Annotated in this window: 19 protein-coding genes and 1 pseudogene; 13 read left to right on the top strand and 7 right to left on the bottom strand. The window is 38.6% G+C overall.

Translation table 11 applies throughout. From position 1 onward, the window contains the following. Window positions 1-85: 85 nt before the first annotated feature. Complete coding sequence (locus ACERII_RS21615; RefSeq protein WP_373645049.1) at window positions 86-271, bottom strand: 2-hydroxymuconate tautomerase; 186 nt, start codon at window positions 269-271, stop codon at window positions 86-88. A 161-nt stretch (window positions 272-432) separates the two neighbouring features. Between ACERII_RS21615 and ACERII_RS21610 the strand changes: the two genes are divergently transcribed. Further along, complete coding sequence (locus tag ACERII_RS21610) at window positions 433-960, top strand: YwhD family protein (RefSeq protein ID WP_373645048.1); 528 nt, start codon at window positions 433-435, stop codon at window positions 958-960. A gap of 171 nt (window positions 961-1,131) precedes the next feature. Here the strand turns inward: ACERII_RS21610 and ACERII_RS21605 are convergent, their stop codons facing one another. After that, window positions 1,132-3,237 carry a transglycosylase domain-containing protein gene (locus ACERII_RS21605; RefSeq protein ID WP_373645047.1) on the bottom strand — a complete coding sequence of 702 codons (2,106 nt, stop codon included), beginning with the start codon at window positions 3,235-3,237 and terminating at the stop codon, window positions 1,132-1,134. Between the two features lie 257 nt (window positions 3,238-3,494). Here ACERII_RS21605 and speE point away from each other — a divergent pair, with 257 nt between their 5' ends. The 4 genes from speE to ACERII_RS21585 all read left to right on the top strand — a co-directional run bounded on the left by speE (window position 3,495) and on the right by ACERII_RS21585 (window position 8,114). Further along, window positions 3,495-4,322: a spermidine synthase gene (speE, locus tag ACERII_RS21600; RefSeq protein WP_373645046.1), complete on the top strand. Its 828-nt coding sequence runs from the start codon at window positions 3,495-3,497 to the stop codon at window positions 4,320-4,322. Between the two features lie 732 nt (window positions 4,323-5,054). Next, complete coding sequence (locus ACERII_RS21595; RefSeq protein ID WP_373645045.1) at window positions 5,055-5,522, top strand: YwiB family protein; 468 nt, start codon at window positions 5,055-5,057, stop codon at window positions 5,520-5,522. Beyond that, the gene (argS, locus tag ACERII_RS21590; RefSeq protein ID WP_373645044.1) at window positions 5,519-7,189 is read left to right on the top strand and encodes an arginine--tRNA ligase; all 1,671 of its coding nucleotides are present in this window, start codon (window positions 5,519-5,521) and stop codon (window positions 7,187-7,189) included. The genes ACERII_RS21595 and argS overlap by 4 nt, the downstream gene beginning before the upstream one ends. Window positions 7,190-7,313: 124 nt before the next feature. Continuing rightward, entirely contained in the window at window positions 7,314-8,114 is an 801-nt protein-coding gene (locus tag ACERII_RS21585) for an alpha/beta fold hydrolase (protein ID WP_373645043.1), read from the top strand. 98 nt (window positions 8,115-8,212) lie between these two features. On the opposite strand, the gene ACERII_RS21580 is transcribed toward ACERII_RS21585, so the two are convergent. Next, a complete protein-coding gene (locus tag ACERII_RS21580) occupies window positions 8,213-10,153 on the bottom strand; it encodes a heavy metal translocating P-type ATPase (RefSeq protein ID WP_373645042.1) in 1,941 nt (646 codons plus the stop codon). 403 nt (window positions 10,154-10,556) lie between these two features. Between ACERII_RS21580 and ACERII_RS21575 the strand changes: the two genes are divergently transcribed. After that, window positions 10,557-11,387, top strand: a complete 831-nt coding sequence (locus ACERII_RS21575) for a nitrilase-related carbon-nitrogen hydrolase (RefSeq protein ID WP_373645041.1) — start codon at window positions 10,557-10,559, stop codon at window positions 11,385-11,387. A gap of 532 nt (window positions 11,388-11,919) precedes the next feature. On the opposite strand, the gene ACERII_RS21570 is transcribed toward ACERII_RS21575, so the two are convergent. The 3 genes and pseudogenes from ACERII_RS21570 to ACERII_RS21560 all read right to left on the bottom strand — a co-directional run bounded on the left by ACERII_RS21570 (window position 11,920) and on the right by ACERII_RS21560 (window position 13,601). After that, window positions 11,920-12,141, bottom strand: coding sequence for a hypothetical protein (locus tag ACERII_RS21570; RefSeq protein WP_373642036.1), 222 nt, complete (start codon window positions 12,139-12,141; stop codon window positions 11,920-11,922). A gap of 110 nt (window positions 12,142-12,251) precedes the next feature. Next, on the bottom strand, window positions 12,252-12,542 hold the full coding sequence (locus tag ACERII_RS21565; RefSeq protein ID WP_373645040.1) for a hypothetical protein: 291 nt from the start codon (window positions 12,540-12,542) through the stop codon (window positions 12,252-12,254). A 142-nt stretch (window positions 12,543-12,684) separates the two neighbouring features. After that, a pseudogene (locus ACERII_RS21560) lies at window positions 12,685-13,601 on the bottom strand (IS1595 family transposase). A gap of 128 nt (window positions 13,602-13,729) precedes the next feature. Here ACERII_RS21560 and ACERII_RS21555 point away from each other — a divergent pair. The 3 genes from ACERII_RS21555 (at window position 13,730) to ACERII_RS21545 (ending at window position 16,020) form a co-directional block, all read left to right on the top strand. Continuing rightward, window positions 13,730-14,530 (top strand): transporter substrate-binding domain-containing protein, encoded by an 801-nt coding sequence (locus tag ACERII_RS21555; RefSeq protein WP_373645039.1) that lies wholly within the window; start codon window positions 13,730-13,732, stop codon window positions 14,528-14,530. Window positions 14,531-14,629: 99 nt separating this feature from the next. After that, the gene (locus ACERII_RS21550) at window positions 14,630-15,298 is read left to right on the top strand and encodes an amino acid ABC transporter permease (protein ID WP_373645038.1); all 669 of its coding nucleotides are present in this window, start codon (window positions 14,630-14,632) and stop codon (window positions 15,296-15,298) included. After that, window positions 15,298-16,020 carry an amino acid ABC transporter ATP-binding protein gene (locus tag ACERII_RS21545; RefSeq protein WP_373645037.1) on the top strand — a complete coding sequence of 241 codons (723 nt, stop codon included), beginning with the start codon at window positions 15,298-15,300 and terminating at the stop codon, window positions 16,018-16,020. The genes ACERII_RS21550 and ACERII_RS21545 overlap by 1 nt, the downstream gene beginning before the upstream one ends. Before the next feature lie 585 nt (window positions 16,021-16,605). Here ACERII_RS21545 and cls read toward each other — a convergent pair. Beyond that, window positions 16,606-17,808, bottom strand: coding sequence for a cardiolipin synthase (cls, locus tag ACERII_RS21540; protein ID WP_373645036.1), 1,203 nt, complete (start codon window positions 17,806-17,808; stop codon window positions 16,606-16,608). 399 nt (window positions 17,809-18,207) lie between these two features. Here cls and ACERII_RS21535 point away from each other — a divergent pair, with 399 nt between their 5' ends. The 4 genes from ACERII_RS21535 to ACERII_RS21520 all read left to right on the top strand — a co-directional run bounded on the left by ACERII_RS21535 (window position 18,208) and on the right by ACERII_RS21520 (window position 23,940). Continuing rightward, window positions 18,208-20,286 (top strand): (Fe-S)-binding protein, encoded by a 2,079-nt coding sequence (locus tag ACERII_RS21535; RefSeq protein WP_373645035.1) that lies wholly within the window; start codon window positions 18,208-18,210, stop codon window positions 20,284-20,286. 367 nt (window positions 20,287-20,653) lie between these two features. Then, entirely contained in the window at window positions 20,654-21,832 is a 1,179-nt protein-coding gene (locus tag ACERII_RS21530) for an acetyl-CoA C-acetyltransferase (RefSeq protein ID WP_373645034.1), read from the top strand. Between the two features lie 52 nt (window positions 21,833-21,884). Continuing rightward, entirely contained in the window at window positions 21,885-22,736 is an 852-nt protein-coding gene (locus ACERII_RS21525) for a 3-hydroxybutyryl-CoA dehydrogenase (RefSeq protein WP_373645033.1), read from the top strand. Between the two features lie 64 nt (window positions 22,737-22,800). Then, complete coding sequence (locus ACERII_RS21520; RefSeq protein WP_373645032.1) at window positions 22,801-23,940, top strand: acyl-CoA dehydrogenase; 1,140 nt, start codon at window positions 22,801-22,803, stop codon at window positions 23,938-23,940. Window positions 23,941-23,952 lie beyond the last annotated feature (12 nt).

The following is a 23,952-nucleotide window of genomic DNA, read 5'->3' as shown; positions in this document are numbered from 1 at the left end:
TGAGAACACGTATTTTCAGGGGAGACAAACGAAAAAACGGTCGCAATCAAATATTGATTACGACCGTTTTCTTATGTACTAGCTATTACGAATCACTAATGCGCTTCCCAGCAACACCGTAATGGTTCGGAGACATTTCTTCAATAATAACTGCCACTTTCTCCTTTGGTGCATTCGTTGTTTCAGATACTGCTTCTGTAACCTTTTCTACTAATGCTCTTTTTTGCTCATCCGTACGACCTTCAAGCAGTTTCACTGTTACGATTGGCATGTGAAGTCCACCTTTCTTTCATTTTCTTTTTTCTTCTTATATAGTATAGGAAAAAATCAAAAATTCAAGCAGCTGTATTACCTTCTTTCCCAAATGTGCAATGTAAAAACCGTTTGTGATAAACTGAAGGAAAGCAGAATTTTTGAAAGCGAGGGAAATGAATGGACCTTTTTGATAAAAAAAAGAACGATAAAATAAAACAACAATTCAATATTTTAAGCAACGACTCCACAGATGGCCACGGTGGGTTTGGAACTGGTACATTGAACTTAAATAACGTTTCTCCTGTTATCGTAGATGTAGAAGCAGATGAAGCATATGTAGATATGGGAGCACTTCACGCAAGAAGTGCGGTAGAAAAAGGAATCAAGTTTTTACACAACAAAGAAGAAGTACCGAATGGAAGACCGTATTGGCTTGTATGGGTGACAGTAGATCAAAGAAATGGTAAACCTGCCTATACTGGTGTTGGGGCTTGTGAGATGACAGTTGATAGAGAAATTCGTCGAGGTTATAAAAATTTTCCAGAGCATGTTAACAATATGGATCGTTCATTAAAAGGGAGAATCCTTGTTTCACAAATGGACGATCGATCTAAGAAAATCTTAGCTGATTACTTAAAAGGATTTAATCAAGAATTTTGGAATAACTCAGATGATCAACTGAAAGAGGATTTATCTGTTAAATGATGGAATGGTGTTCTCTAATTGTGAACAAAATGTGAACAACTTTGTGAACATCTTGAAATTATGTGAATATGTTCGTAAACTTAATTCAACTCTCAAAAAGGGTTACTAAGACACTAGAGGGTGCGTGAAAGGAAATAGCCTTTTACGCACCCTCTTTAACTTTATATCATCTTAGTTATCGTAAGTGAACCAATCAAATATCCGGTCTAACCATTTATCTCTCTTTTCATCTTCTCCTTTTTGATGTCTATCTCGTATTGTGTCATCCATATGTTTTTCTTCACCATTTACATGAGTAGTACATACTTCCGTTGGTTCTGTACCAGCATAAAAAAGTGTTGGACGACTAACAGGACACTCATCGGAAGCAAGAAGTCCGTTAAATGGATTCATATCAACTTCTACAATATTAGAAGGCCTCTCAAAAGGGATTTTCATTTCATCTGCTAATGCATCATTCATAAAACGTGCCCATATTTGTTTTGAATGGTGAGCATCCCCCCGCTCTAAATCACGATTATCATCATAGCCAACCCATGACCCTGCAACGAGTTGAGGGGTATAACCAATCATCCAACTATTTGAAGGAGTAGACCCACTTTTTCCAGCTATTGGTCTATCTATATAATGTGCCACACTTCCCCCAGTCACAGAAGCATACCCAGGGAGATTAAGACTCGTATCAAACATTCCTTGCATCATGTCATTCATAATGGCAATGAGTTCTGAATTTAGTTCCTTACTTTGTTCCATCTCTGCTTCATAAAGAGTATTACCATCGCGATCAACTACTCTTTCTACAAAATGTGGTTCTACACGATGACCACCATTTGCAAAAGTGCTATAGCTATTTGTCATTTCCAAAACACTTACATCACTTGCGCCTAAGGCTAACGATGGTAGACGTTCTAATTCACTTTCGATACCGAAACGTTGTGCTGTATTAGCCAACATATCAAATCCTAATAGGAAATGTGTTTTTACAGCAAAGATATTATCTGAAACGGCTAAAGCGTGTAGCATCGTAATATAATCATCTGCATACCGATCATCAAAATTACTTGGAGAATAGTCTTTTCTACCTTCGTCATATAAAAAGGTAGTTGGTTCACTTTTTAACATGGAATTAGGTCGCAAACCATGTTCTAGTGCAGCGTAATAGAGAAAAGGCTTAATCGTAGAGCCAGGGTGTCGTTTCGCTTGGATAGCTCGATTAAAACTACTTTCCTCATAATCACGACCACCAACTAAGGCTCGTACTGCTCCTGTATTAGGATCAACAGCAACGAAGGCCGTTTGTAGCTCTTCTTCATTGGCCATTTCTTCCGTGACTATTTTTTCTGCCATTTTTTGCAAATCACTATCTAGTGTTGTGTGTATTTCTAATCCACCTGCTTCTAACATATGCGTAGGTAAACCAAAATCATTAGTTAACCAACGAACAACTGTTTCCTGAAAATAAGGAGCTACTTTTCTCGCTTTTATTTCATCATTCGTTGTAAAGACAAGTTCCTCTGACAAGGCGTCTGCTCTTTGTAATTCAGAAATAAACCCAGATTGCTCCATTGTATTCAAAACAACTCGTTGTCGTCCTTTTGCTCTATCTTCATTAATAAATGGAGAATAAATACTTGGTCCTTTTGGAATACCAGCAAGTAAAGCAGCTTCAGCAATGGTTAAGTCTTCCGCATTTTTTTGAAAATACAAGTTCGCAGCTGCTTCAATACCATATGCTCCATGACCATAATAGATCGTATTTAAATAACCTTCCAAAATTTCTTTTTTCGAATAATGAAGTTCAAGTCGCAATGCATATAACGCTTCATTTCCCTTTCGTGACCATGTTTTGTCATGGTTTAGGTAAAGGTTTCGAGCATATTGTTGTGTTATTGTACTGGCTCCTTGTGCCATAGAGCTAGTCTTTAAGTTGGCCACAACAGCTCCACCAATTCGGAAAAAATCGAAGCCGTAATGATCGTAAAAACGTCGATCTTCAATAGCTAATGTAGCTTCTATAATGGCGTCTCCCATATGATCTATTGGTATCCAATGACGATTTTGGCCGTGATGTAGTTCACCAATTACCTCATCGTTTGCCGAATAAATAACTGTCGTTTCAGGTACCGACAAGGACGGTGGGTCCAATTGATATGCATAAGTAACAACAGCTGCTACAGCTCCAAGACCGAGCGTTAACAGAAGAATGGTTAATTGAAATAGTCTTCGCCAATATCGGCGTCTTCTTTTTCTGTATGCAGTCCTAGTAAGTACTTCCAATGTAATCCACCTCTCCCAGCGGTATTTATCCATTAAATTGAAATAGTATTACCACAGTTTTCCACAATGGAGAGCGGGATATACTTCCTCGGAATAAAAGTTTTCAAAAAGCACAAACTTTTACATTGAACACAATCTTTGTAAGTTAATAGGATAAAATTCCTTTATTTCGCTGAAGATAAAGGAGATGTAATTAATGAATACTACGTTTTACATATTGGTACGTAGTGAATGTATAGAAGAAGAGGTGAAAAAGCATGGGATTTTGGTTTACGGAAAAACAAACAAATGATTTTGGTATTACGATGAGAGTGAAACGAACATACCATAGCGAAAAAACAGAGTTTCAGCAATTGGACATGGTAGAAACAGATGAATTCGGAAATATGCTTCTACTAGATGGCATGGTAATGACCACTGAAAAGGATGAGTTTGTATATCACGAGATGGTAGCGCACGTTCCACTTTTTACTCACCCAAATCCAAAGCACGTCCTTGTAGTTGGTGGGGGAGATGGTGGAGTTATTCGAGAAATTTTAAAGCATCCAAGTGTGGAGAAAGCAACGCTTGTTGAAATTGACGGTAAAGTAATCGAGTACTCGAAGCAGTACTTACCATCTATCGCTGGAAAATTAGATGACCATCGAGTGGAAGTGAAAGTGGATGATGGATTTATGCATATTGCCCAGAGTGAGAACTTGTATGATGTCATCATGGTTGACTCCACGGAGCCCGTAGGACCAGCAGTAAATTTATTTACGAAAGGATTTTATGAAGGGATTTCAAAAGCATTGAAGGAAGACGGTATTTTTGTGGCTCAAACGGACAACCCTTGGTTCCATCAAGACCTCATTCGTAATGCCTTTCGTGATATAAAGGAAACATTCCCGATTACACGCTTATATACAGCAAACATTCCTACTTACCCGAGTGGACTTTGGACATTTACATTAGGCTCGAAAAAACATGATCCATTAGAAGTTTCAAGTGAGCGATTCCATGATATTGAAACTAAGTATTATACCAGTGAGCTTCATAAGGCGGCTTTTGTATTACCGAAGTTCGTAAAGGAGTTAACGGAGTGAATATGGGATAGAAAAACAATTGGCTGCTTTCCGATTCTTTGGGAGGTGGCTTTTTTATAGATATGGCTCCAAATGGGAAAGTGCACATATAATTGGGCAACCCGCACATAAAAGTGTGGAATTCGCACATATATTCCTGGAACTCGCACATATAACCTCGCAACCCGCACATATATTCCCCAAACCCGCACATATATTTTTTGAAAAAAAGAAAAGAGCAAATTTTGTTTTTTAAGGAAGGACGGTACATAAATAGGGAACACATATTGAGGGAAGAAACCATGATTTTGGTAAAAATCTTGAGAAATCGTATAAGACGAACAAGGAAGAGCGCACTTCTCCCCTTCAATTTGGAAAGTGCACATATATTTGCGCAACCCGCACATAAAATTAGGAAATTCGCACATATATTTCTGGAATTCGCACATATAACCTCGCAACCCGCACATATATTCCCCAAACCCGCACATATATTTTTTGAAAAAAAGAAAAGAGCAAATTTTGTTTTTTTAGGAAGGACGGTACATGTATAAGGAACAAAAACAGGTAAAAACTTCGTACAAAATCTCAACAAACTACAAAAGTCCCCCCACATAAAACAATGAAACAATTTTTTTCAAAAAAACAGGTAGATTTCACTTCAATTAAGGAAAAGCTTGAAGAAAAAGGTTATAATTCGATATAATACATAAGTTACATACTTTGAAATTACAAAATACGGGAGGATTCTATATGGTGGAATCAACAAAAGGATTGCCCGTTTCAATTCATATGAAAACGACGATTCGAGATGGTAGTCAAAGGGAAACAAACACTATAACAGCTGATGGTCAGTTCTATGAAAAAGGTGATACAACCTTCATTCGCTTTCAAGAACCCCCATTAGAAACAAATACAGCAGATAACTCAGACGAGCCAATAACAATGCAAACATTGAAAATCCAGAAAGATGAAATGACCGTTTTGCGTAAAGGCGCTATATCAATGAGTCAACGATTCCTTCCAGGAGTGACGACAGAAGGAGTGTATCAAAGCTCGTTCGGTCACATGCCTATGACGACAAAAACAAAAGAGGTTACATTTCAGTGGAATAAAATAAAAAGAGAAGGATCGCTCGTTCTCCGGTATAGCTTACATTTACAAGGAGCGAAAGCAGGAGAGTATGATATGCGAGTGACGATAAAGGAGGTAATCCAATGAGCCAAGTGGAACAGCTTAAGGATCAATTGAAAGAAGAAATTATTGCCGCAGTCAAAAATGCAGGCCTTGCTACAGACGAGAACATGCCAAATGTAGTAATTGAATCTCCAAAGGAAAAAGAACATGGAGATTATGCTACAAACATGGCAATGCAACTTGCAAGAATAGCGAAAAAAGCACCGCGTATGATCGCTGATGATATTGTTGCGAATATCGACAAAGAAAAGGCGAACATACTTAAAGTAGAAATCGCAGGTCCAGGATTCATTAATTTTTTCATGAAGCAAGATTATTTAACAGATGTGGTAGCAACGGTGCTTGAAAAAGGCGATGACTATGGAAGTACTAACTATGGAGAAGGAAAACGAATTCAAGTGGAGTTTGTTTCTGCAAATCCAACTGGTACTCTTCACCTTGGACATGCTCGTGGTGCAGCTGTAGGTGATTCTTTATGTAATATTTTAGAAAAAGCAGGCTTTGATGTTGCTCGTGAATATTACATAAATGATGCAGGGAATCAAATCGAAAACTTAGCAAAGTCCATTGATGCGCGATACTTCCAAGCATTAGGTGACAATGTAGAAATGCCTGAGGATGGCTATCAGGGAAGAGACATTATTGATTTTGCGAATGAAATAATGGAGACATATGGAGACCGTTATCGTGAGGAAAGTGAAGAAGAGCGACTTGCGTTTTTCCGTGAATATGGGTTGAAAAGAGAGTTGGATAAATTGAAAGATGATTTAGCTGACTTCCGAGTGAACTTCGACAACTGGTATTCGGAAACATCTCTCTATACTTCTGGAAAGGTCCAAGATGTATTAAAAGAGTTAGCAGACCGTGGTGAAACGTTTGAGCAAGATGGAGCTGTTTGGTTCCGTTCTACAGCATATGGAGATGACAAGGATCGAGTTTTAGTAAAAAGCGACGGTACTTATACTTACTTAACTCCAGACATTTCGTATCATAAAGATAAGTTTGCAAGAGGATTTGAAGAGCTTATCAACATTTGGGGAGCCGACCATCATGGTTATATTCCGCGAATGAAGGCAGCTGTTCAAGCACTTGGTTACAATGAAGATCAGCTTTACGTACAAATTATTCAAATGGTAAACCTTTTCGAGAACGGGGAAAAGGTGAAAATGAGTAAGCGTACAGGAAAGGCTGTAACGATGCGTGATTTAATGGAAGAAGTGGGAATCGATGCTACTCGTTATTTCTTTGCAATGAGAGCACCGGACACTCATCTTGACTTTGATATGTCGTTGGCAAAATCACAATCAACGGAAAACCCTGTGTTTTACGTACAATATGCTCATGCTCGAATTTGTAGTATGATTCGTCAAGCGGCAGAAGCTGGATATAAAGTGGATCCTACCGATGTGAACTTAAATCGTTTAACATCCGAAAAGGAAATTGACTTAATGAAAAAATTAGGGGAGTATCCAGAAGTTGTAACGGATGCTGCTCGAAAAAGAGCTCCACACCGCATGGCAAACTATGTGTATGATTTAGCGCAAACACTTCATAGTTTTTATAATGCAGAAAAGGTAATTAACGAAGATCCTGAATTAACGAAAGCACGATTATGTTTAATGGAATCTGTTCGTATTACGTTAGCAAATGCACTAAAACTTGTTGGTGTTGTAGCTCCAGAGAAGATGTAAATAGCGAGAGGGATTGTATGAAAGGTGTATCACCTTTAAGCAATCCCTCTTTTTCGTATGAACTGCTATTTCTTCGCACAAAATAAACAGGAAACAAACTCATAAATCCAGTAGGTGATCAGACGTGCCGTGGACAAAAAATGAACAAAAAGCACAAATATATTACGAAAAAGTAGGTAGTGGACCAGTGATCGTTTTTATCCACCCACCTGGCATGGGGCATGTTACATTCCGTGGTGAAAAAGAAGGTTTACAATCAAACTTTACCATCATTACGTTAGATCTTCGCGGGAATGGAAAAAGTGGAACAGATGATCAACCTTTATCGATGAAGGTTGTTAGTGATGATGTGGTAAGAGTATTGGATGATTGTGGGATTGATCAAGCTTATATTTGTGGTTACTCAAATGGTGGTTCCGTAGTGTCTGAACTAGCGATTTCTCACCCCGAGCGTGTGAAAGGGATGATTTTAATTGGTGGTTTTCCTGAAGTAAATAGCTTCTTATTACGAAATGAATTTAAGTTAGGAATTTGGGCGACAGATAATAAGTTAATGGGCTTAATTTCAAATGTGTTAGCATTTGCCCATGAAAAAGATCCGAGGAAACGAAAGGATTTATCTAACTACGTAAAGAAAATAACACCTGAATTTTTAGAGGATTATTATCGAATGGGTCTAAAATATAAAGCAACCGATCGTTTATCAAAAATAACTTGTCCACTATTACTCGTATATGGTCAACGAGATGATTATGTACATCATTATCGTCACTTATTTCAGAAATACAACAGCGGTGAGGTTTCCATGATTCTCATAGGAAATGTAGGTCACCAAGTACCCACGAAAAAGGTTCACGCGTTTAATCATATCGTGAAGGATTTTATTAGAAAGCATGAAAAACATAAGGCAACCGTTCAAGTATAAATGAAATAGCCTTCCACCCCCACAACGAGGAGTAGGAAGGCCATTCATGTTTCCTAGGTTGATGCTTTCACTTGGAAATGTACTACCCTAGCTTCTCCTTATGCCTTCAACAACCGCAACCCATTTAAGATAACTAAAATGGTACTTCCTTCATGCCCGATAACTCCAAGGGGAAGGCTTAAATCCTGCGCGAAGTTCGCGATAATTAATAGCAAAATAACCCCAATTGAAAACACTAAATTTTGTTTTACAATTCGATTTAAGCGTTTGGATAATTGCAGAGATAATCGGATTTTATCTAGTTCGCTTTTCATGAGGACGAGATCCGCTGTATCAATTGCTACGTCTGTTCCCGATCCCATTGCAATGCCAATATCTGCTTTCGCCAATGCAGGAGCGTCATTTACTCCATCCCCAACCATTATTACCGATTTATATTTCTCTTTTAGTTCTACCACTTCGTTTACCTTTTTCTCCGGCAAACATTCAGAAATCCAATCATCAAGACCTACCTCTTTTGCAATGGATGCCGCTGTTGCTTCATTGTCTCCCGTAAGCATTACTGTTTTCATTCCCATGCTTTGTAAAAACTGTACGGTTTTCTTTGCTTCAGGGCGGATTTGATCTTTTATTGCAAATGCAGCTACGACATCAGCCCCTTTGGATACGAAAACGACGGTTTTTCCATCTTCTTGCCAGCATTTTTCCATAGCTAGCCACTCATCATTGGAAATGATTATATTTGATCGTTCCATGAGTGCTTTATTACCAATAGACCAACGTATGTCATGGATAGTAGCTTCCACTCCATATCCTGTTACATCTTGGATTGATCCCACATTAGGGAGAGATTCGTCAATTTTTTTCTCAGAAAAAGAAACGAGTGCTTTTGCTAATGGGTGGTTGGACTGCCTCTCTATTGCCGTAACGGCTTCATATACTTCTTCTCTCAACACATCTTCTTGTATAAAAACATCCGTTACTTCAGGAGTGCCACTCGTAATTGTTCCCGTTTTATCAAAAACAATGGCATCTGCTTTTGACAGTTGCTCTAAAAAAACGCCACCTTTCATGAGAACCCCGTTGCGCGCTCCAGTGGAGATGGCAGATAGAAGTGCAGGCATGACGGAGGCTACAACTGCACAAGGAGAGGCAACGACCAAGAGTACCATTGCCCGATAAAACGTGTCTTGAAAGTTCCAACCTAATAAAAAGTAGGGAACAGTTAGCATAACCGCTACAAAAGTTAACACGATTATTACATAAGGACCTTCTATTCTTTCAATCCATTGTTGAGTAGGAGGACGTTCTGATTTTGCTTGCTGCACTAGAGTAATCATTTTTTGGAAAAGAGAATCTTCATTTCGTTTTGTTACTTTTACCGTCATGGAACCTTTTCCGTTCATTGTTCCGTTAAAAATAGTACTGCCTTCCCATTTTTCTACAGGAACTGGCTCACCTGTTAAGGTAGATTCATCCACGGTAGTTTCTCCTTTAACAACCGTTCCGTCCACAGGTATTAATTCTCCAGGGCGAACCAATACAGTATTGCCGATTTGTACATCATTCACAGGAATAACAACTAAATCTCCATCGTCTTTTATTAAAGTGGCTTCATTTGGAGCTAACTTCATTAAGTTAGATAGATCCTTCTCACTTTTTTGTAATGTATAAGTTTCCAAGGAACCGCTTAATGAAAAAATAAAAATCAGGATAGCCCCTTCACTCCAATAACCAATCGAAGCGGCCCCAATTGCTGCTAACATCATCAATATTTCAACATTCAAAGAGCGATCAACAAAAAGGTCTTTGACTCCTTCTTTCGCCTTATAATAACCACCGATACAGTAGGACAGTGCATAAAGTGTGATAGCTGCGGTTCCTAATGCCTGGCGTTCAAGAAGAAATCCTATAAGTAACAACATTCCACCAAGTAAGGAAAAGAACAGCTCTCGGTGCCTGGAAACTCCCTTTGTCGCTTTTGAACAGCAACTTCTAAATAATGATGTTGAGGTAGATTGATTTTTTTGAAGTTCCAATGGAAAAACCCCCTTTTTTTGATGAAGCCACTGAAATAAGTAAAAACCTACTGATTTAATGCTGTCTTTGTGGCCCTCCGTTTACATTTTTTCAAATACGTCAATGAGAATTAGAATCATCATCAATACCCTTAAAAAAGCAGAAATGCTGGTACCAAAATTCGGTACCAGCAGTAAAACACAATTTTTCCTATCCAATTATGAGTATTACTTTTATTTTATGATACATCATGGCCTAAGTGACTAACTAATTTTAGATAATTGTAGATAATTTGTGAAGAAATCATAGCTCATAGATTTTATTCCCTTTTTGAATCAAATGAAAACCACTAGTGAAATTGATTATTGCCATTTCCACCTTCCGCCCGTATAAATAGTAATAAGCTATATGGAGGTGATTGGATTGGTTAAGGTAGCAGGCGTTCAAATGATTTCCGAGAATGGTGATGTAACAAAGAATCGCTGGAAAGCAGTTCAGTTTATTAGAGAAGCAGCAGATAATGGAGCAAAGCTAATCTGCTTGCCCGAACTTTGGGTGACTGGGTACGGAATGAGTACAGAAGAATTCCAAAGCTTAGCAGAAAGGACAGAAGGAGAGACTATTTCTCTTTTTCGAGAGCTTGCAAAAGAGCTGAGTGTTGTCTTAATTGTTCCTTTTCCTGAGTTAGCTGTGAACTCTTCCTCATTACAGAATATGATATATATTTCAGCAGCAATTATTGATTCTAATGGCAGTTTACTCGGTATTTATAGAAAATCCATGCTTTGGGGAGCGGAGCAACAAACGTTTTTCCCAGGGGAAAGAAAATATAAAGTTTATGAAACTGATATAGGAAAAATAGGGGTTCTCCTATGTTACGATATTGAATTTCCTGAGCCCGCTAGAATGTTAGCGCTAGATGGAGCAGAGCTCCTCGTTGTGCCATCCGTTTGGAGTAACAAAGCAGAACAGAGATGGGATATTCAACTACCAGCGAGAGCACTAGATAATTTTGTATATGTATTAGGTGTAAACACGGTGGGGGATGGCGCTTGTGGGAAAACAAAATTTGTAGAACCAAACGGAATGGTAGAAGAAGAGGCATCTAACGAGGATGAGTGTATTATATACGGAGTAGTAGATAGAACGAAACTTCTTCAGGTACGGGAGGAAATACCATATTTACAAGACTATCCACACGAGTTTCGACCAATTGGAATGAAGCAGGAGGTAGAGAAAATAAAGGGAGCATAACGAAAAAAGAGAATATAAGCTGAGAGTTCAACGAGTCAATTGGGAAAGCCCCCTATTCCGTGAAGAAACTCTCTTTTTTTATGGGGAAAAATTCATATTATTATTTTATGCATATAATATTCATTTTACTCATAATTTGAATAGTCGGTATATTTTGTCTCTTGTAGGTGGACTAGTTTTATACCTATAAATAATAAAGTTTTATAGGAATATGTAATTAATGGGTTTAAGAATTGTTGTAGTTGGGTAAAGAAACTTGTTCATAAAAATGCTAATAGTTGAATAGTTTTATAGAATTTGGTAATATATTGGATATTAAAAAAGTTTGTTATTAAATAATGCAAACAATTTTTTGGTTTTTTGCGTTATTTAAAAAATATAAATGAGTATCCCCTTAGCTCAGAAAATGAAGAAATTAAATAAAAGCGGAGAATTTCTCCGCTTTTAATTTTATTGTTTCTTCTTCAACTAACCGCACTCCGTTAGTTAAAACTTCCACAAATTCCTTTCATATTTTAAAAAGAATTCAGACTCAGAAAGAAGGGTGTTCGTTATCAAAAATAATATTTATTGATTTTACATCTTGTATGCCTTTTTGGATGTACTTTCCTGATGTTTCGTCCAGTATTGTTATAAATTCATTTTCTTCATACGAACTATGTAATAGAGCTAAAAACCTCCCAAAAGCTACTTCTACTTTTTCGGGGCTTTCCATCACATAATTTCCTTCTTCAAAAGAATAAATTACTTTCATAAACAAACTCCTCTACTTTTAATGAAAGCTATATCTTATCTAAGCAAATATAACTCCGCCTTTGAACAAGACAGAGCTTGCGGCTTATTAAATTAAAGCTCTCCGTTTGTTTAATTATTATTTTCTAAATCCTCAAGTTCTTCACCTTTATGTTTTAAAAATAACGCATACCGTGCAACTCCTATTGCTAACAAAGAGCTAACTGACGTAATTCCTGTTGAAATCAATGCTAAGTCTTTTACTTCTATAACTGATGAATAGTAGTATCCAATCAAGCCACTTGTTATCACAATTACTACAAAATTAAGACGGGGGAATATATAACTAATTACACCACTTAACACAAAAACCGATATAATAACTACAATAAAGTGCCAGTACAAATGAAAGTAATATAACACTTTAGACCTCCTCGTAATGTATTTCTTATCGAAGTAAAGCCCGTTAGTTTAAGTAAATCCTTTCACAATCTATTTCCTAATTTTAACATATTAACCTAGTCTTTAGTGGAATTATTTTGAAAAGCCTTCTTAAATTTAGCGTTCATCCACTTACTAATTCTCGGTGCGTAATTGTCTTAACACCAATACAATGGTGAAGAAGACGACTAAACATTTCACCTTCATGTTTTCTTCTGTTAAACCTATAACAGAATTCATCCAGGTATGATTGAAGGTGTCTCGAATCCAGTCCATGAAAAGTCTCCCACCTACAAGTGCCTTAGCGTTTGATAACACTGTATGAAGCCATCTGAGGTGGTCAGGATTTTTCTTCGGATTATATACTAGGAATTGGAGTTTATAACCCTTGTCATCTAAACTTCTATATGAGCGATAACCATCACTGATAATAGTTGAGCCGAGGTTGATTTGACGTTCTGCAAAATCAATCAAAGTCTTGCTTTTGATATTTGGAACGACTTCCATCTTTAAGAACAGGGGATGCCCTTTTATATTTTGCGATATACCAACTAGCACCTTTGTTTTTTCGGTTCCCCGCCCTCTTTTCCCGCCTTCTTTTGGAGCGCCAAAGAAAGCATCGTCTAATTCAACAATACCAGCTAATTTATAGTTTGCATCCCGCAGCTTCATTGCTTGTCTAATTTTATGAAGCATCAGCCATGCAGTTTTGTATGTTACAGCTACTTCTTTCGCTAATTTCAACGCTGATACACCTCTTTTATCAGAGGCAATCAGATATATAGCTAAGAACCATTTGGTTAAATCTGTTCTTGTTTTCTCCATGACAGTACCGACTGTCACCGTAGATTGGTAACGACAATCTCTACATTCGTATAGCTTATGCTTACGGGTAGTAGTTACAAAGCATTCTATATGACCGCATCTTTCGCAGGTGTATCCATTTGACCACTTTAATTGATATAAATGGTCGTGGCATGCCTCTTCTGTTGCAAATTCCTTTTGGAAAGTGATTAAATTCATTTTCGAGTAATTGGTCATTAGAATTCACCCCCTAAAGAACGTATGTTTGAACTTAATTATACCAAACGCATGTTCCCTAAGTCTAGTCACTCTGAGCTAAAGGGATACTGATTAAAATATATATAAATATCAAGGGGGAAGTAAAATTGAAAAAGAATGTACTGTTTGTTTTAGCTCTAATGCTTACAGTGGCTCTTATTGCAGCATGTGGAACTGGAAATGAAGAAACAGATGCAACAGGTGGTAATGGAGGTAATGGTGGTAATAATGACTCCGATACTGTTGTCGTAGCAACGGATACAAACTATGTACCATTCGAATTTAGAAATACAGAATCTGGTGAAATGGAAGGGTTCGACATTGATCTCATCTATGAAATTGCAGATCGAGTAGGGTTTGAAATTGATCTACAAGTAGTAGAGTTTGATGGGATTCTAGCAGGAATGGAATCTGCTCGTTATGACATTGGTATTGCAGGTATGACAATAACAGATGAGAGAGCAGAAAAATTTGATTTCTCTGATCCGTACTACGATGCAGGTTTAATTTTAGCGGTTCGTGCGGACGAAGAAGAAATTCAATCTATTGATGATGTGGATGGAGTACGTGTAGCAACTCGTGCAGCAACAACCAGTGAAACATATTTACAAGATAATACAGAAGCAGAAATTGTTGTATTCCCAGACATTATGAATGCATACCAAGATTTAACTGCTGGAAGAGTAGACGCAGTTATTTATGATATTCCTAACGTATTATATTATATCGAAACAGAAGCTCTTGGTGATATGAAAACTGTAGGTGATCTATTAACAGGGGAGCAATACGGAATCGCATTCCCACAAGGCTCAGAATTAACAGAACAAGTAAATGAAGCTCTAGCAGCAATGAAAGAAGATGGAACATATGGTGACATTTATGAAAAATGGTTTGGTGAACGTCCATAAGAGAACGGAATGCTTCAAAACAAAGGACTAATGAAAAGCGCAACGAGTGGGTAGCTTGTTGCGCTTTATACATATAGTGAAGGAGGCTTTATACTTACTATGATAGAAACGTTAACGGATATATTTACTAGTAGACATTGGCAAGGTACGCTTCCATTTATTTGGAGAGGATTACAATTAACGCTTTATATTACCTTTGTTGGGGTTATTGTTGGCTTTTTCTTAGGAACAGCAGCTGGGCTTGCACGTCTATCTAAAAGTAAGATCATTTATGGTCTTGCAACCATATATATAGAATTAGTACGAGGTACACCAATATTAGTTCAAGCATTATTCCTATACTATGCAATTACTAACTTTGGAATATATTTCGATGCAATTACTGCTGGTATCATAGCGATTGCTATTAATGCTGGAGCATATATTGCAGAAATCGTTCGTGGTGGAGTGGAATCGATTGATAAAGGGCAAATGGAAGCAGGTCGCTCAATTGGACTTAGTTCTGTACAGACGATGCGCTATATTATCTGGCCACAAGCAATTAAACGAATGATCCCACCTTTAGGAAACCAATTTATCATTAGTTTGAAGGATACATCTGTTTTTGCAATCATATCTATTAATGAAGTTACTTTTTTGATGCGTCAATATGCTAGTTCTTCAGCAGATACCTTAGTTCCTTATATCATGCTTTGTCTAGCTTATTTAATAATTACAATTCCAAGTATGGTCATTTTACGGCGAATTGAGCGGAGGTTAGATGTGTAATGATAAAAGTAACAGATTTGCATAAGTCATTTGGAGATTTAGAAGTCCTAAAAGGAATTAATGCAGAAGTAAGAGAAAAGGAAGTAGTTTGTGTTATTGGACCTTCTGGATCTGGAAAAAGTACGTTTTTACGTTGCTTAAATTTATTAGAAGAAGTAACATCTGGTGAAGTTGTTATTGATGGAGAAAGCTTAACGAATCCCAAAATTAATATAAACAAGCTTCGTTCCCAAGTAGGAATGGTATTTCAGCATTTTAACCTTTTCCCACACAAAACGGTATTGGAAAATGTAACGTTGGGTCCGATTAAAGTAAAGGACACTCCAAAGGAAGAAGCAAATGAATTAGCGTTGCAGTTATTAGAAAAAGTGGGATTATCTGATAAAGCTAATTCTTATCCAAATAGCTTATCTGGTGGACAAAAACAGAGGGTAGCTATCGCCCGAGCACTTGCAATGAATCCAAAAGTAATGCTATTCGATGAACCTACATCTGCTTTAGACCCAGAACTAGTTGGAGATGTACTAGAAGTAATGAAGGAACTTGCAAAAGAAGGTATGACAATGGTAGTGGTAACCCATGAAATGGGCTTTGCGCGCGAAATGGGGGACCGAGTAATCTTTATGGATGAAGGAGTCATTATGGAAGAAGGGATTCCAAGTGACATTTTTGATAATCCTCAAAACCCAAGAACACAATCGTTCTTAAGTAAAGTACTATGATATGCGTATAGTAGGATATCCCAAAAAGGTAGAGGTTGGGGTATCTTTTTTTGTTGAAAAAAAAAGGAAGATTAAAGTGGCAAATGGACAGATATTTATTGGAAGTGCACATATAATTGCGCGATCCGCACATAAAAGTGGGAAATTCGCACATATAATTGCGCAACCCGCACATAAAATCTCCGAACTCGCACATATATCGCACGAACCCGCACATATATTTTCTTGAAACTTAAAAAAAAGCAAATTTTGTTTTTTTAAGGAGTACAGTACATTTTGGAGAAACATGTAAAAGGTAAAATATAATAGATTAGGTTAAAAAGGAAGAGATCTCGTCAAAGTACTGAGGATTTCCTTATATTTTGAAGAAAGCATTGAATTTTTGCCTCAAATTTAGAAAGTGCACATATATTTGCCTGATCCGCACATAAAAGTGGGAAGTTCGCACATATAATTTGCGCAACCCGTACATATATCGCACGAATCCGCACATATATTACCTCAACCACATATAAAACAGGCTCAAAACCTTACATAAATTAGAAAAGTCGCACGGCATTCCCGTGCGACTAGCAAATAAAATCCTTACAAAATCGGCGATAGGGTTTTGGCAAACTTTTCTCTTGCTCTTTCCCAAAGTGATCTTTTATGAAGATGTTCCTTCGTAATTTTTTCACTACTTTCATAAAAATCTTTTTCAATTTCGTCTTTCACTTGTCGGATCCATGTATCATCATGAACGATACAATTTACCTCATGATTATAGTGAAAGCTTCTCATATCAAAATTGGCTGTGCCAATATCCACGATATCACTATCGATAATGACTGCTTTAGAATGATAAAATCCTTCGTAAAACTGCCGTATATCCACGCCAGCTTCAATCAAAGAACGGAAGTAAGGGAAGGCGGCATCTTTTACTAGGGGGTGGTCAGGGTATTTTGGTATTAATATCTGAACATATATCCCCTTCTTCGCCGTTTCAATAAGTTTATCTGTCATTTCCTTACCAGGTATAAAATAAGGGGTGCCAATCAAAACAGATTTTTTAGCATGTTCAATTAAAGAGAATATCTTCTCCTTTACATGCGCCCCTTCTGTTGGGTGGATTTGAACATCTAATTTCCCCGGAGTTAATGGAGGGAAATAAGTAGCATTCATGGGTACCTTTTCCCCAACCGTGTCATTCCAATCTTTAAGAAATTCGGTCTGTAGATCCTTTACTGCTTCACCGCTAACAAAAAGATGATAGTCACGCCAACGGCCCATCTTTGGATCTCTTCCTAGATATTCATCACCAATGTTATATCCACCCACATATCCAACCTTTCCATCAATAACGGAAACTTTTCGATGGTTACGTTGGTTCATGCTATAGAACAGAAATGGAAAGGAAGGTTTGTGAGACTTCTTAAACAAAACACCAGCTTCTTTCAAAGAGCGTTGTTCCTGCTTAGAAATTTTCGCCCCCATCCAATCAACGATTAGACGTACCTTCACGCCTTGTCGTGCTTTCTCTTTTAAGTTATTCAGCATTTTCATTCCGATACTATCGTCGCGAAAAATATAGAACTGAATATGTACATGATCTTTTGCCTTATCAATTTGTTGAAACATATGATCGAACAATTTATCTCCGTGGGAAAAAAAGTGAGCGTCGCTTTTTCGAATTGGGGATTCCTTATATGGTTTGATTTCTTTTTCGTGTGATTTCTTACCCAATAGCATATCAATAGTAATCCATAGTACAAATAGTACTAATAAGGAAAACACAACGGTCCAAAACACAGAATCCCTCCTTGATGATCTCGTTATTACTTGCGTATGTTCAGTGGGGAAAAAATGAGATAGCCTAATTTAGCTTTCCCGAAAACGCCGAAAATAAACGAGTAGCAGCGGAAAAGATGGGAGTAAATACAAACGAGGTCTTCACTTTTGACTGTATTTGTATACTTTATAAATGCTTCTATAAACGATGGTTGCGATTATGAGGGGGAAAACATAATAACTTTTCACGAAAAAGTTTATGAATGAATACTCATTCACCGTAAATTATGCTATAATGATAACTGAATTTAGAATGTTTTCTGAAAAGATATTATATTCATACAGAGAGGAATTTTCTTCTTTAACACTTAATGAGAAAGCTTCACAAAAGTTTTTTCCTAAACGAAAGGGGCGTTTTACGTGGAACCGATAGTTGTGAATTGGATTCTATTTTTACTTGTAACTGGATATGCATTGTATTTGTTTGGAACGCTTGTGAAAACACGGGTGGAGTACATGAAGCTTGGGCAGAAGCCGGAGTTCATTTTGTCTGCGAAAGAGCGTTGGGATGCTATGAAGACGATGGTGTTTGGGCAAGAGAAGTTGTTGAAGGATAAGAAGAGTGGAATTATTCATGTAATGTTTTTCTATGGGTTTATTTTAGTGCAGTTTAGTGCGATTGATGTTATTTGGAAGGGGTTATCTCCAGGTTCTCACTTGCCGTTAGGTCCTGTGTATCCTGCGTTTACTTTCTTTCAGGAGATAGTCGTTGTGATGATTTTGGTTGCGGTGGTTTGGGCATTCCATCGTCGTTATGTGGAAAAGCTAGTGCGTTTAAAGCGGAATTTTAAAGCGGGACTTGTGCTTATTTTTATTGGTGGGTTAATGATTTCTAAGTTGTTTGCAAAAGGAATGGAAATAATCTGGCTTGGGAAATCGACGACGTTGGTGGAGCCAATTGCATCTGGAATTGCAACCGCTTTCTCTTGGGCTGGTCCAACAGCGGCAGGTGCCTTGTTTTTCGTATTCTGGTGGCTACACTTGTTGTTCCTCCTTACATTTTTAGTTTATATCCCTCAATCAAAGCATGCGCATTTAATTGCTGGTCCTGCAAATGTTTGGCTTGGTCCAACACATAAAAAAGGGCAGCTTCAATCGATAAATTTTGAAGAGGAAGATGCGGAGAAGTTTGGGAAAAATACTATTGAGGATTTTGATCAAAAGCAGTTATTGGATCTGTATGCGTGTGTTGAGTGTGGCCGCTGTACGAATGTGTGTCCTGCAAGCGGTACGGGGAAGATGTTATCTCCGATGGATCTTATTGTAAAAATGCGAGATCACTTAACGGAAAAAGGGGCTGCTGTAACGTCACGAAAGCCGTGGATGCCTACGTTTGCGTTTACCAATACTAAGGGAAATCAGCTGGCAGCTGCAGGTACAGCGGACTATAATGTTAGCTTAATTGGTGATGTGATAACAGAAGAAGAGATTTGGGCATGTACGACGTGCCGAAACTGTGAGGATCAGTGTCCTGTAATGAATGAGCACGTAGATAAAATTATTGATATGCGTCGTTACTTAGTTTTAACGGAAGGAAAGATGGACACTGAAGCACAGCGAGCGATAACGAATATTGAGCGCCAAGGAAACCCTTGGGGTATCAATCGTAAGGAACGTGAAAGCTGGCGCGATGGTCGTGATGATATTGATGTTCCAACAGTGAAGGAAATGAAGAAACGTGGAGAGGAATTTGAATACTTATTTTTCGTAGGTTCCATGGGGTCTTTCGATAAGCGAAGTCAAAAAATTGCGCAGTCATTTGCAAGGATTATGAATGAAGCTGGTGTGAAGTTTGCGATTCTAGGAAACAAGGAAAAAAATTCAGGAGATACGCCAAGACGTATTGGAAATGAATTCTTGTTCCAGGAGCTTGCTACTTCTAACATTCAGGAGTTTGAGAAAAATGGAGTGAAGAAGATTGTTACCATAGACCCTCATGCTTATAACACGTTGAAAAATGAATATCCTGAATTCGGTTTAGAGGCGGAAATTTATCACCATACAGAGCTTTTATTTGAATGGATTCAAGATGGGCGCATTACTCCAACTCAGGAAGTAAACGAAACCATTGTGTATCATGATTCCTGTTATCTAGGGCGTTACAATGATGTGTACGATGCTCCAAGGGAAATTTTACGAGCCATTCCTGGTGTGAAGGTAGTAGAAATGGAGCGTAACCGAGAAAATGGAATGTGCTGTGGAGCTGGCGGGGGAATGATGTGGATGGAGGAGGACACAGGAACACGAGTGAACGAGGCGAGGACGGAGCAGGCGCTTGAAGTATCTCCTTCTATCATTGGAAGTGGGTGTCCATATTGCTTAACGATGCTAAGTGATGGAACGAAAGCGAAAGAACAAGATGAAAATGTCCAAACATTAGATATAGTCGAAATATTAGAAAAATCTTTCGTGAAGAAAAAGGAATTAGAGTCTGTATGACGAAATAGATTCATAGATAAGTAGGTGGGGCCTGCTTGCTTCCTCCTTGATTGATGAGGGGAGCGGGCCTCTTTTGAAAAAAAGTAATGATCTCAAGAGTTCTTGAATATCCATCTAATTAGGGGTTTCATAGCATTGAATTTTTTCATAGACAGGTATGATTGCAACATATAGAGGAGGAATGAATAAGTAAATCAATCAATTAATGTAAGCGCTTTATTATTGTGGAGTGAAACTGAGCGAGCGTTCATTCACGTGAAAGTGGTCAGTAGCGAAAAAACGTATCGCTGCTAACTGTTAGCGGAAATTATGTCTTAGCAATAGTTAAATAAATCTTTAATAGTTAACCAAAAAAAGGAGGATGTATATGGGGAATACAGTGATTGTTAGTGGAGCGAGAACACCTGTGGGGAAACTAGGAGGAAGTCTAGCAGGATTTTCAGCTGCACAACTTGGGGGCAAAGCAATCAAGGAAGCATTAAGTCGAGCAGGGCTAACCGGAAAAGAGGTAGACCATGTCATCATGGGAACGGTCCTGCAAGGGGGACAAGGACAGCTTCCATCACGTCAAGCAATGCACGAAGCGGGAATCCCATGGGAGACAGAAACAGAAACAATTAATAAAGTATGCGCGTCTGGGATGCGAAGTGTAACACTAGGGGATATTCTTCTACGCTCTGGCGGATACGATACGATCGTAGCAGGTGGCATGGAGTCCATGAGTCAAGCACCTTTTTTTGTGCATGGAGCTCGATTCGGTTTTAAAATGGGGCAGCAGAAATTTCATGACATGATGGTGTATGACGGCTTAACGTGTACCTTTACAGGGGTCCATATGGGTAATTACGGAAATCATGTAGCGAAAGAGCACGGTTTGTCTCGAGAAGAGCAAGACAAATGGTCCTATGAAAGTCATCAAAAAGCTGTTCGCGCAATGGAGGAAGGGAAACTATCGGAAGAAATAGTTCCTGTAGAAGTACCGCAACGTAAAGGGGATCCAGTTGTGGTAAATAAAGATGAATCGCCACGGGGAGACACGTCTGTTGAAAAGCTGAGCAAATTGAAGCCCGTATTCGGAGCAGATGGAACGATCACTGCAGGAAATGCCCCTGGTGTAAACGATGGAGCGGCGGCGCTCGTGTTAATGAGGGAAGAATCCGCAAAGGCAAGGGGTCTACAGCGATTAGCTAAAATCGTAGATCATACACAGTTAGCGGTAGAGCCTGAAAATTTTCCAAAGACACCTGGTTTAGTTATTAAGAAACTATTAGATAAAACAGGAAAGTCAGTACATGATATTGATTTGTTTGAGATTAATGAGGCGTTTGCTGCAGTTTCACTAGTCAGTGGGCAAATTGCGGGACTAGATTCAGAAAAGATCAATGTGAATGGTGGAGCCGTTGCGCTTGGTCATCCAATTGGCGCAAGTGGCACTAGAATTATTCTTACATTAGCTTATGAGTTGAAGCGTCGTGGAGGTGGCCTAGGTATTGCCGCTATTTGTAGTGGAGGAGGCCAAGGTGACGCAATCATGATCGAAGTGTAAGGTGAGGGGCTCTAGGGGGAATTTTGGAAGCGCAGAAGGGGGATTGAAAAAAATGACAATGGAACATGTCATGGTTATCGGTGCGGGTCAAATGGGATCAGGGATAGCACAAGTATGTGCGATGAATGGTTATCACGTTATTTTGCATGATTTAACTCAAGAGTTTGTGGAACGGGGTATTACATCAATTCAGAAACAGTTGAAGCGACAAGTGGAAAAAGGAAGAATGGAAGAATCAGAGATGGAGAATGTTTTGCAGCGAATAGAAGTTTCTACTTCGTTAAAAAATGCTGCCAAGGCTGATATTGTCATCGAGGCAGCTATTGAAAATATGGAAACAAAGAAAAATATTTTTGAACAGCTTGATGAATGGGCTCAAGAACATACGATTCTAGCAACGAACACATCTTCTTTACCTATTACGGAAATTGCAGCCGTAACGAAGCGACCAGATAAAGTGATCGGGATGCATTTTATGAATCCTGTACCTGTGATGAAGTTGGTGGAAATCATTCGTGGACTTGCAACATCGGAGGAAGTTTATACAAAAGTTCGTGATATGGCTGTATCGTTACAGAAAACAACGGTGGAGGTACAAGATTTCCCTGGTTTTGTATCCAATCGCATTCTTATGCCAATGATCAATGAAGCGATTTATACCGTTTACGAAGGAGTTGCTTCACCGGAAGACGTGGATGAAGTAATGAAGCTAGGAATGAATCATCCCATGGGTCCGCTAACTCTAGCAGATTTCATCGGACTTGATACTTGCTTGTTTATTATGGAAACCCTTCATGAAGGCTTCGGTGATGACAAATATAGACCATGTCCTTTACTTAGAAAATATGTAAAAGCAGGCTGGCTTGGAAGAAAAGCAGGACGAGGATTTTATGAATACTCGTGATTAATTGAAAAACAGCTGCATTTTTTCCAAAATGGTATGCAGCAAGAATCGGAGTGTGAATGCGATGGATTTTACGTTTACAGAAGAACAGCAAATGCTCCAAAAGATGGTGCGCCAATTCGCACAAGAAAAGGTAGCAAAAGCAGTTCCTTTGATGGAAGAGAAAGATGAGTTTCCAAAGCAGATCGTGAAGGATATGGGAGAACTGGGATTGATGGGAATTCCTATTCCTGAAAAATATGGTGGAGCCGAAATGAACTATGGCTCGTACATTACGGCAATTCATGAAATATCCCGAGTGAGTGCAGCAGTAGGGGTAATTTTATCTGTTCATACTTCTGTTGGTACGAATCCTATACTTTATTTCGGAACAGAAGAGCAGAAGCAAAGGTATATCCCTAAATTAGCATCGGGGCAGTATTTAGGTGCTTTTGCCTTAACGGAGCCAGGTGCGGGCAGTGATGCGGCAGCAATGAAGACAACCGCTATAAAACATGGTGATCATTATAAATTAAACGGCGAAAAGATTTTTATAACAAATGGGGGATTGGCAGACACGTACATTGTTTTTGCCAAAACAGACCCTGCGGCTGGTAGAAAGGGAGTTACGGCGTTTGTGGTAGACAAAGATACTCCTGGTTTTAGCGTTGGGGCGAGGGAGAAGAAAATGGGGTTACACGGCTCTAGTACCACGTCGCTAACATTTGATGATGCGCTGGTACCAGTGGAGAATAGGTTAGGTTCAGAGGGAGATGGCTTTAAAATTGCGTTGGCCAATTTGAATGCAGGACGTATTGGTATTGCTGCCCAAGCGTTAGGTATCGCGGATGCTGCACTTGATGCTGCTGTTGGATATGCAAAGGATCGAAAGCAATTTGGAAAACCAATCGGTCTTCAGCAAGGGATCGCGTTTAAGTTAGCTGATATGGCAACAAAGGTGGAGTCAGCGAGGTTATTAACGTATCGTGCAGCAGATTTACAGGAGCGTGGCGCGAATTGTGTTCGCGAGGCATCTATGGCAAAAATGTTTGCTTCCAATACAGCGATGGAGGTGGCAACAGAAGCGATTCAAGTTTTCGGAGGATATGGTTATACGTCGGAGTATCCGGTAGAGCGATATTTCCGAGATGCGAAGGTAACACAAATATATGAAGGAACGAACGAAATACAGCATGTAGTTATTAGTAAAGAACTGTTGTCGTAATATTACGTTGGA

Source organism: Evansella sp. AB-rgal1, from assembly GCF_041820985.1.
In the GTDB taxonomy this organism is placed as follows: Bacteria; Bacillota; Bacilli; order Bacillales; family Salisediminibacteriaceae; genus Evansella.
Note: the sequence above shows the minus strand (reverse complement) of the source record. Positions and strands in the feature narration are given on the sequence as shown.

Bases quoted from the DNA above. Each gene is read 5' to 3' on its own strand.
- ACERII_RS21615 (WP_373645049.1), bottom strand. From the start codon at position 271: ATGCCAATCGTAACAGTGAAACTGCTTGAAGGTCGTACGGATGAGCAA.
- ACERII_RS21570 (WP_373642036.1), bottom strand. From the start codon at position 12,141: ATGAAAGTAATTTATTCTTTTGAAGAAGGAAATTATGTGATGGAAAGC.
- argS (WP_373645044.1), top strand. From the start codon at position 5,519: ATGAGCCAAGTGGAACAGCTTAAGGATCAATTGAAAGAAGAAATTATT.
- speE (WP_373645046.1), top strand. From the start codon at position 3,495: ATGGGATTTTGGTTTACGGAAAAACAAACAAATGATTTTGGTATTACG.
- ACERII_RS21550 (WP_373645038.1), top strand. From the start codon at position 14,630: ATGATAGAAACGTTAACGGATATATTTACTAGTAGACATTGGCAAGGT.
- ACERII_RS21545 (WP_373645037.1), top strand. From the start codon at position 15,298: ATGATAAAAGTAACAGATTTGCATAAGTCATTTGGAGATTTAGAAGTC.
- ACERII_RS21530 (WP_373645034.1), top strand. From the start codon at position 20,654: ATGGGGAATACAGTGATTGTTAGTGGAGCGAGAACACCTGTGGGGAAA.
- ACERII_RS21525 (WP_373645033.1), top strand. From the start codon at position 21,885: ATGACAATGGAACATGTCATGGTTATCGGTGCGGGTCAAATGGGATCA.
- ACERII_RS21595 (WP_373645045.1), top strand. From the start codon at position 5,055: ATGGTGGAATCAACAAAAGGATTGCCCGTTTCAATTCATATGAAAACG.
- ACERII_RS21610 (WP_373645048.1), top strand. From the start codon at position 433: ATGGACCTTTTTGATAAAAAAAAGAACGATAAAATAAAACAACAATTC.
- ACERII_RS21520 (WP_373645032.1), top strand. From the start codon at position 22,801: ATGGATTTTACGTTTACAGAAGAACAGCAAATGCTCCAAAAGATGGTG.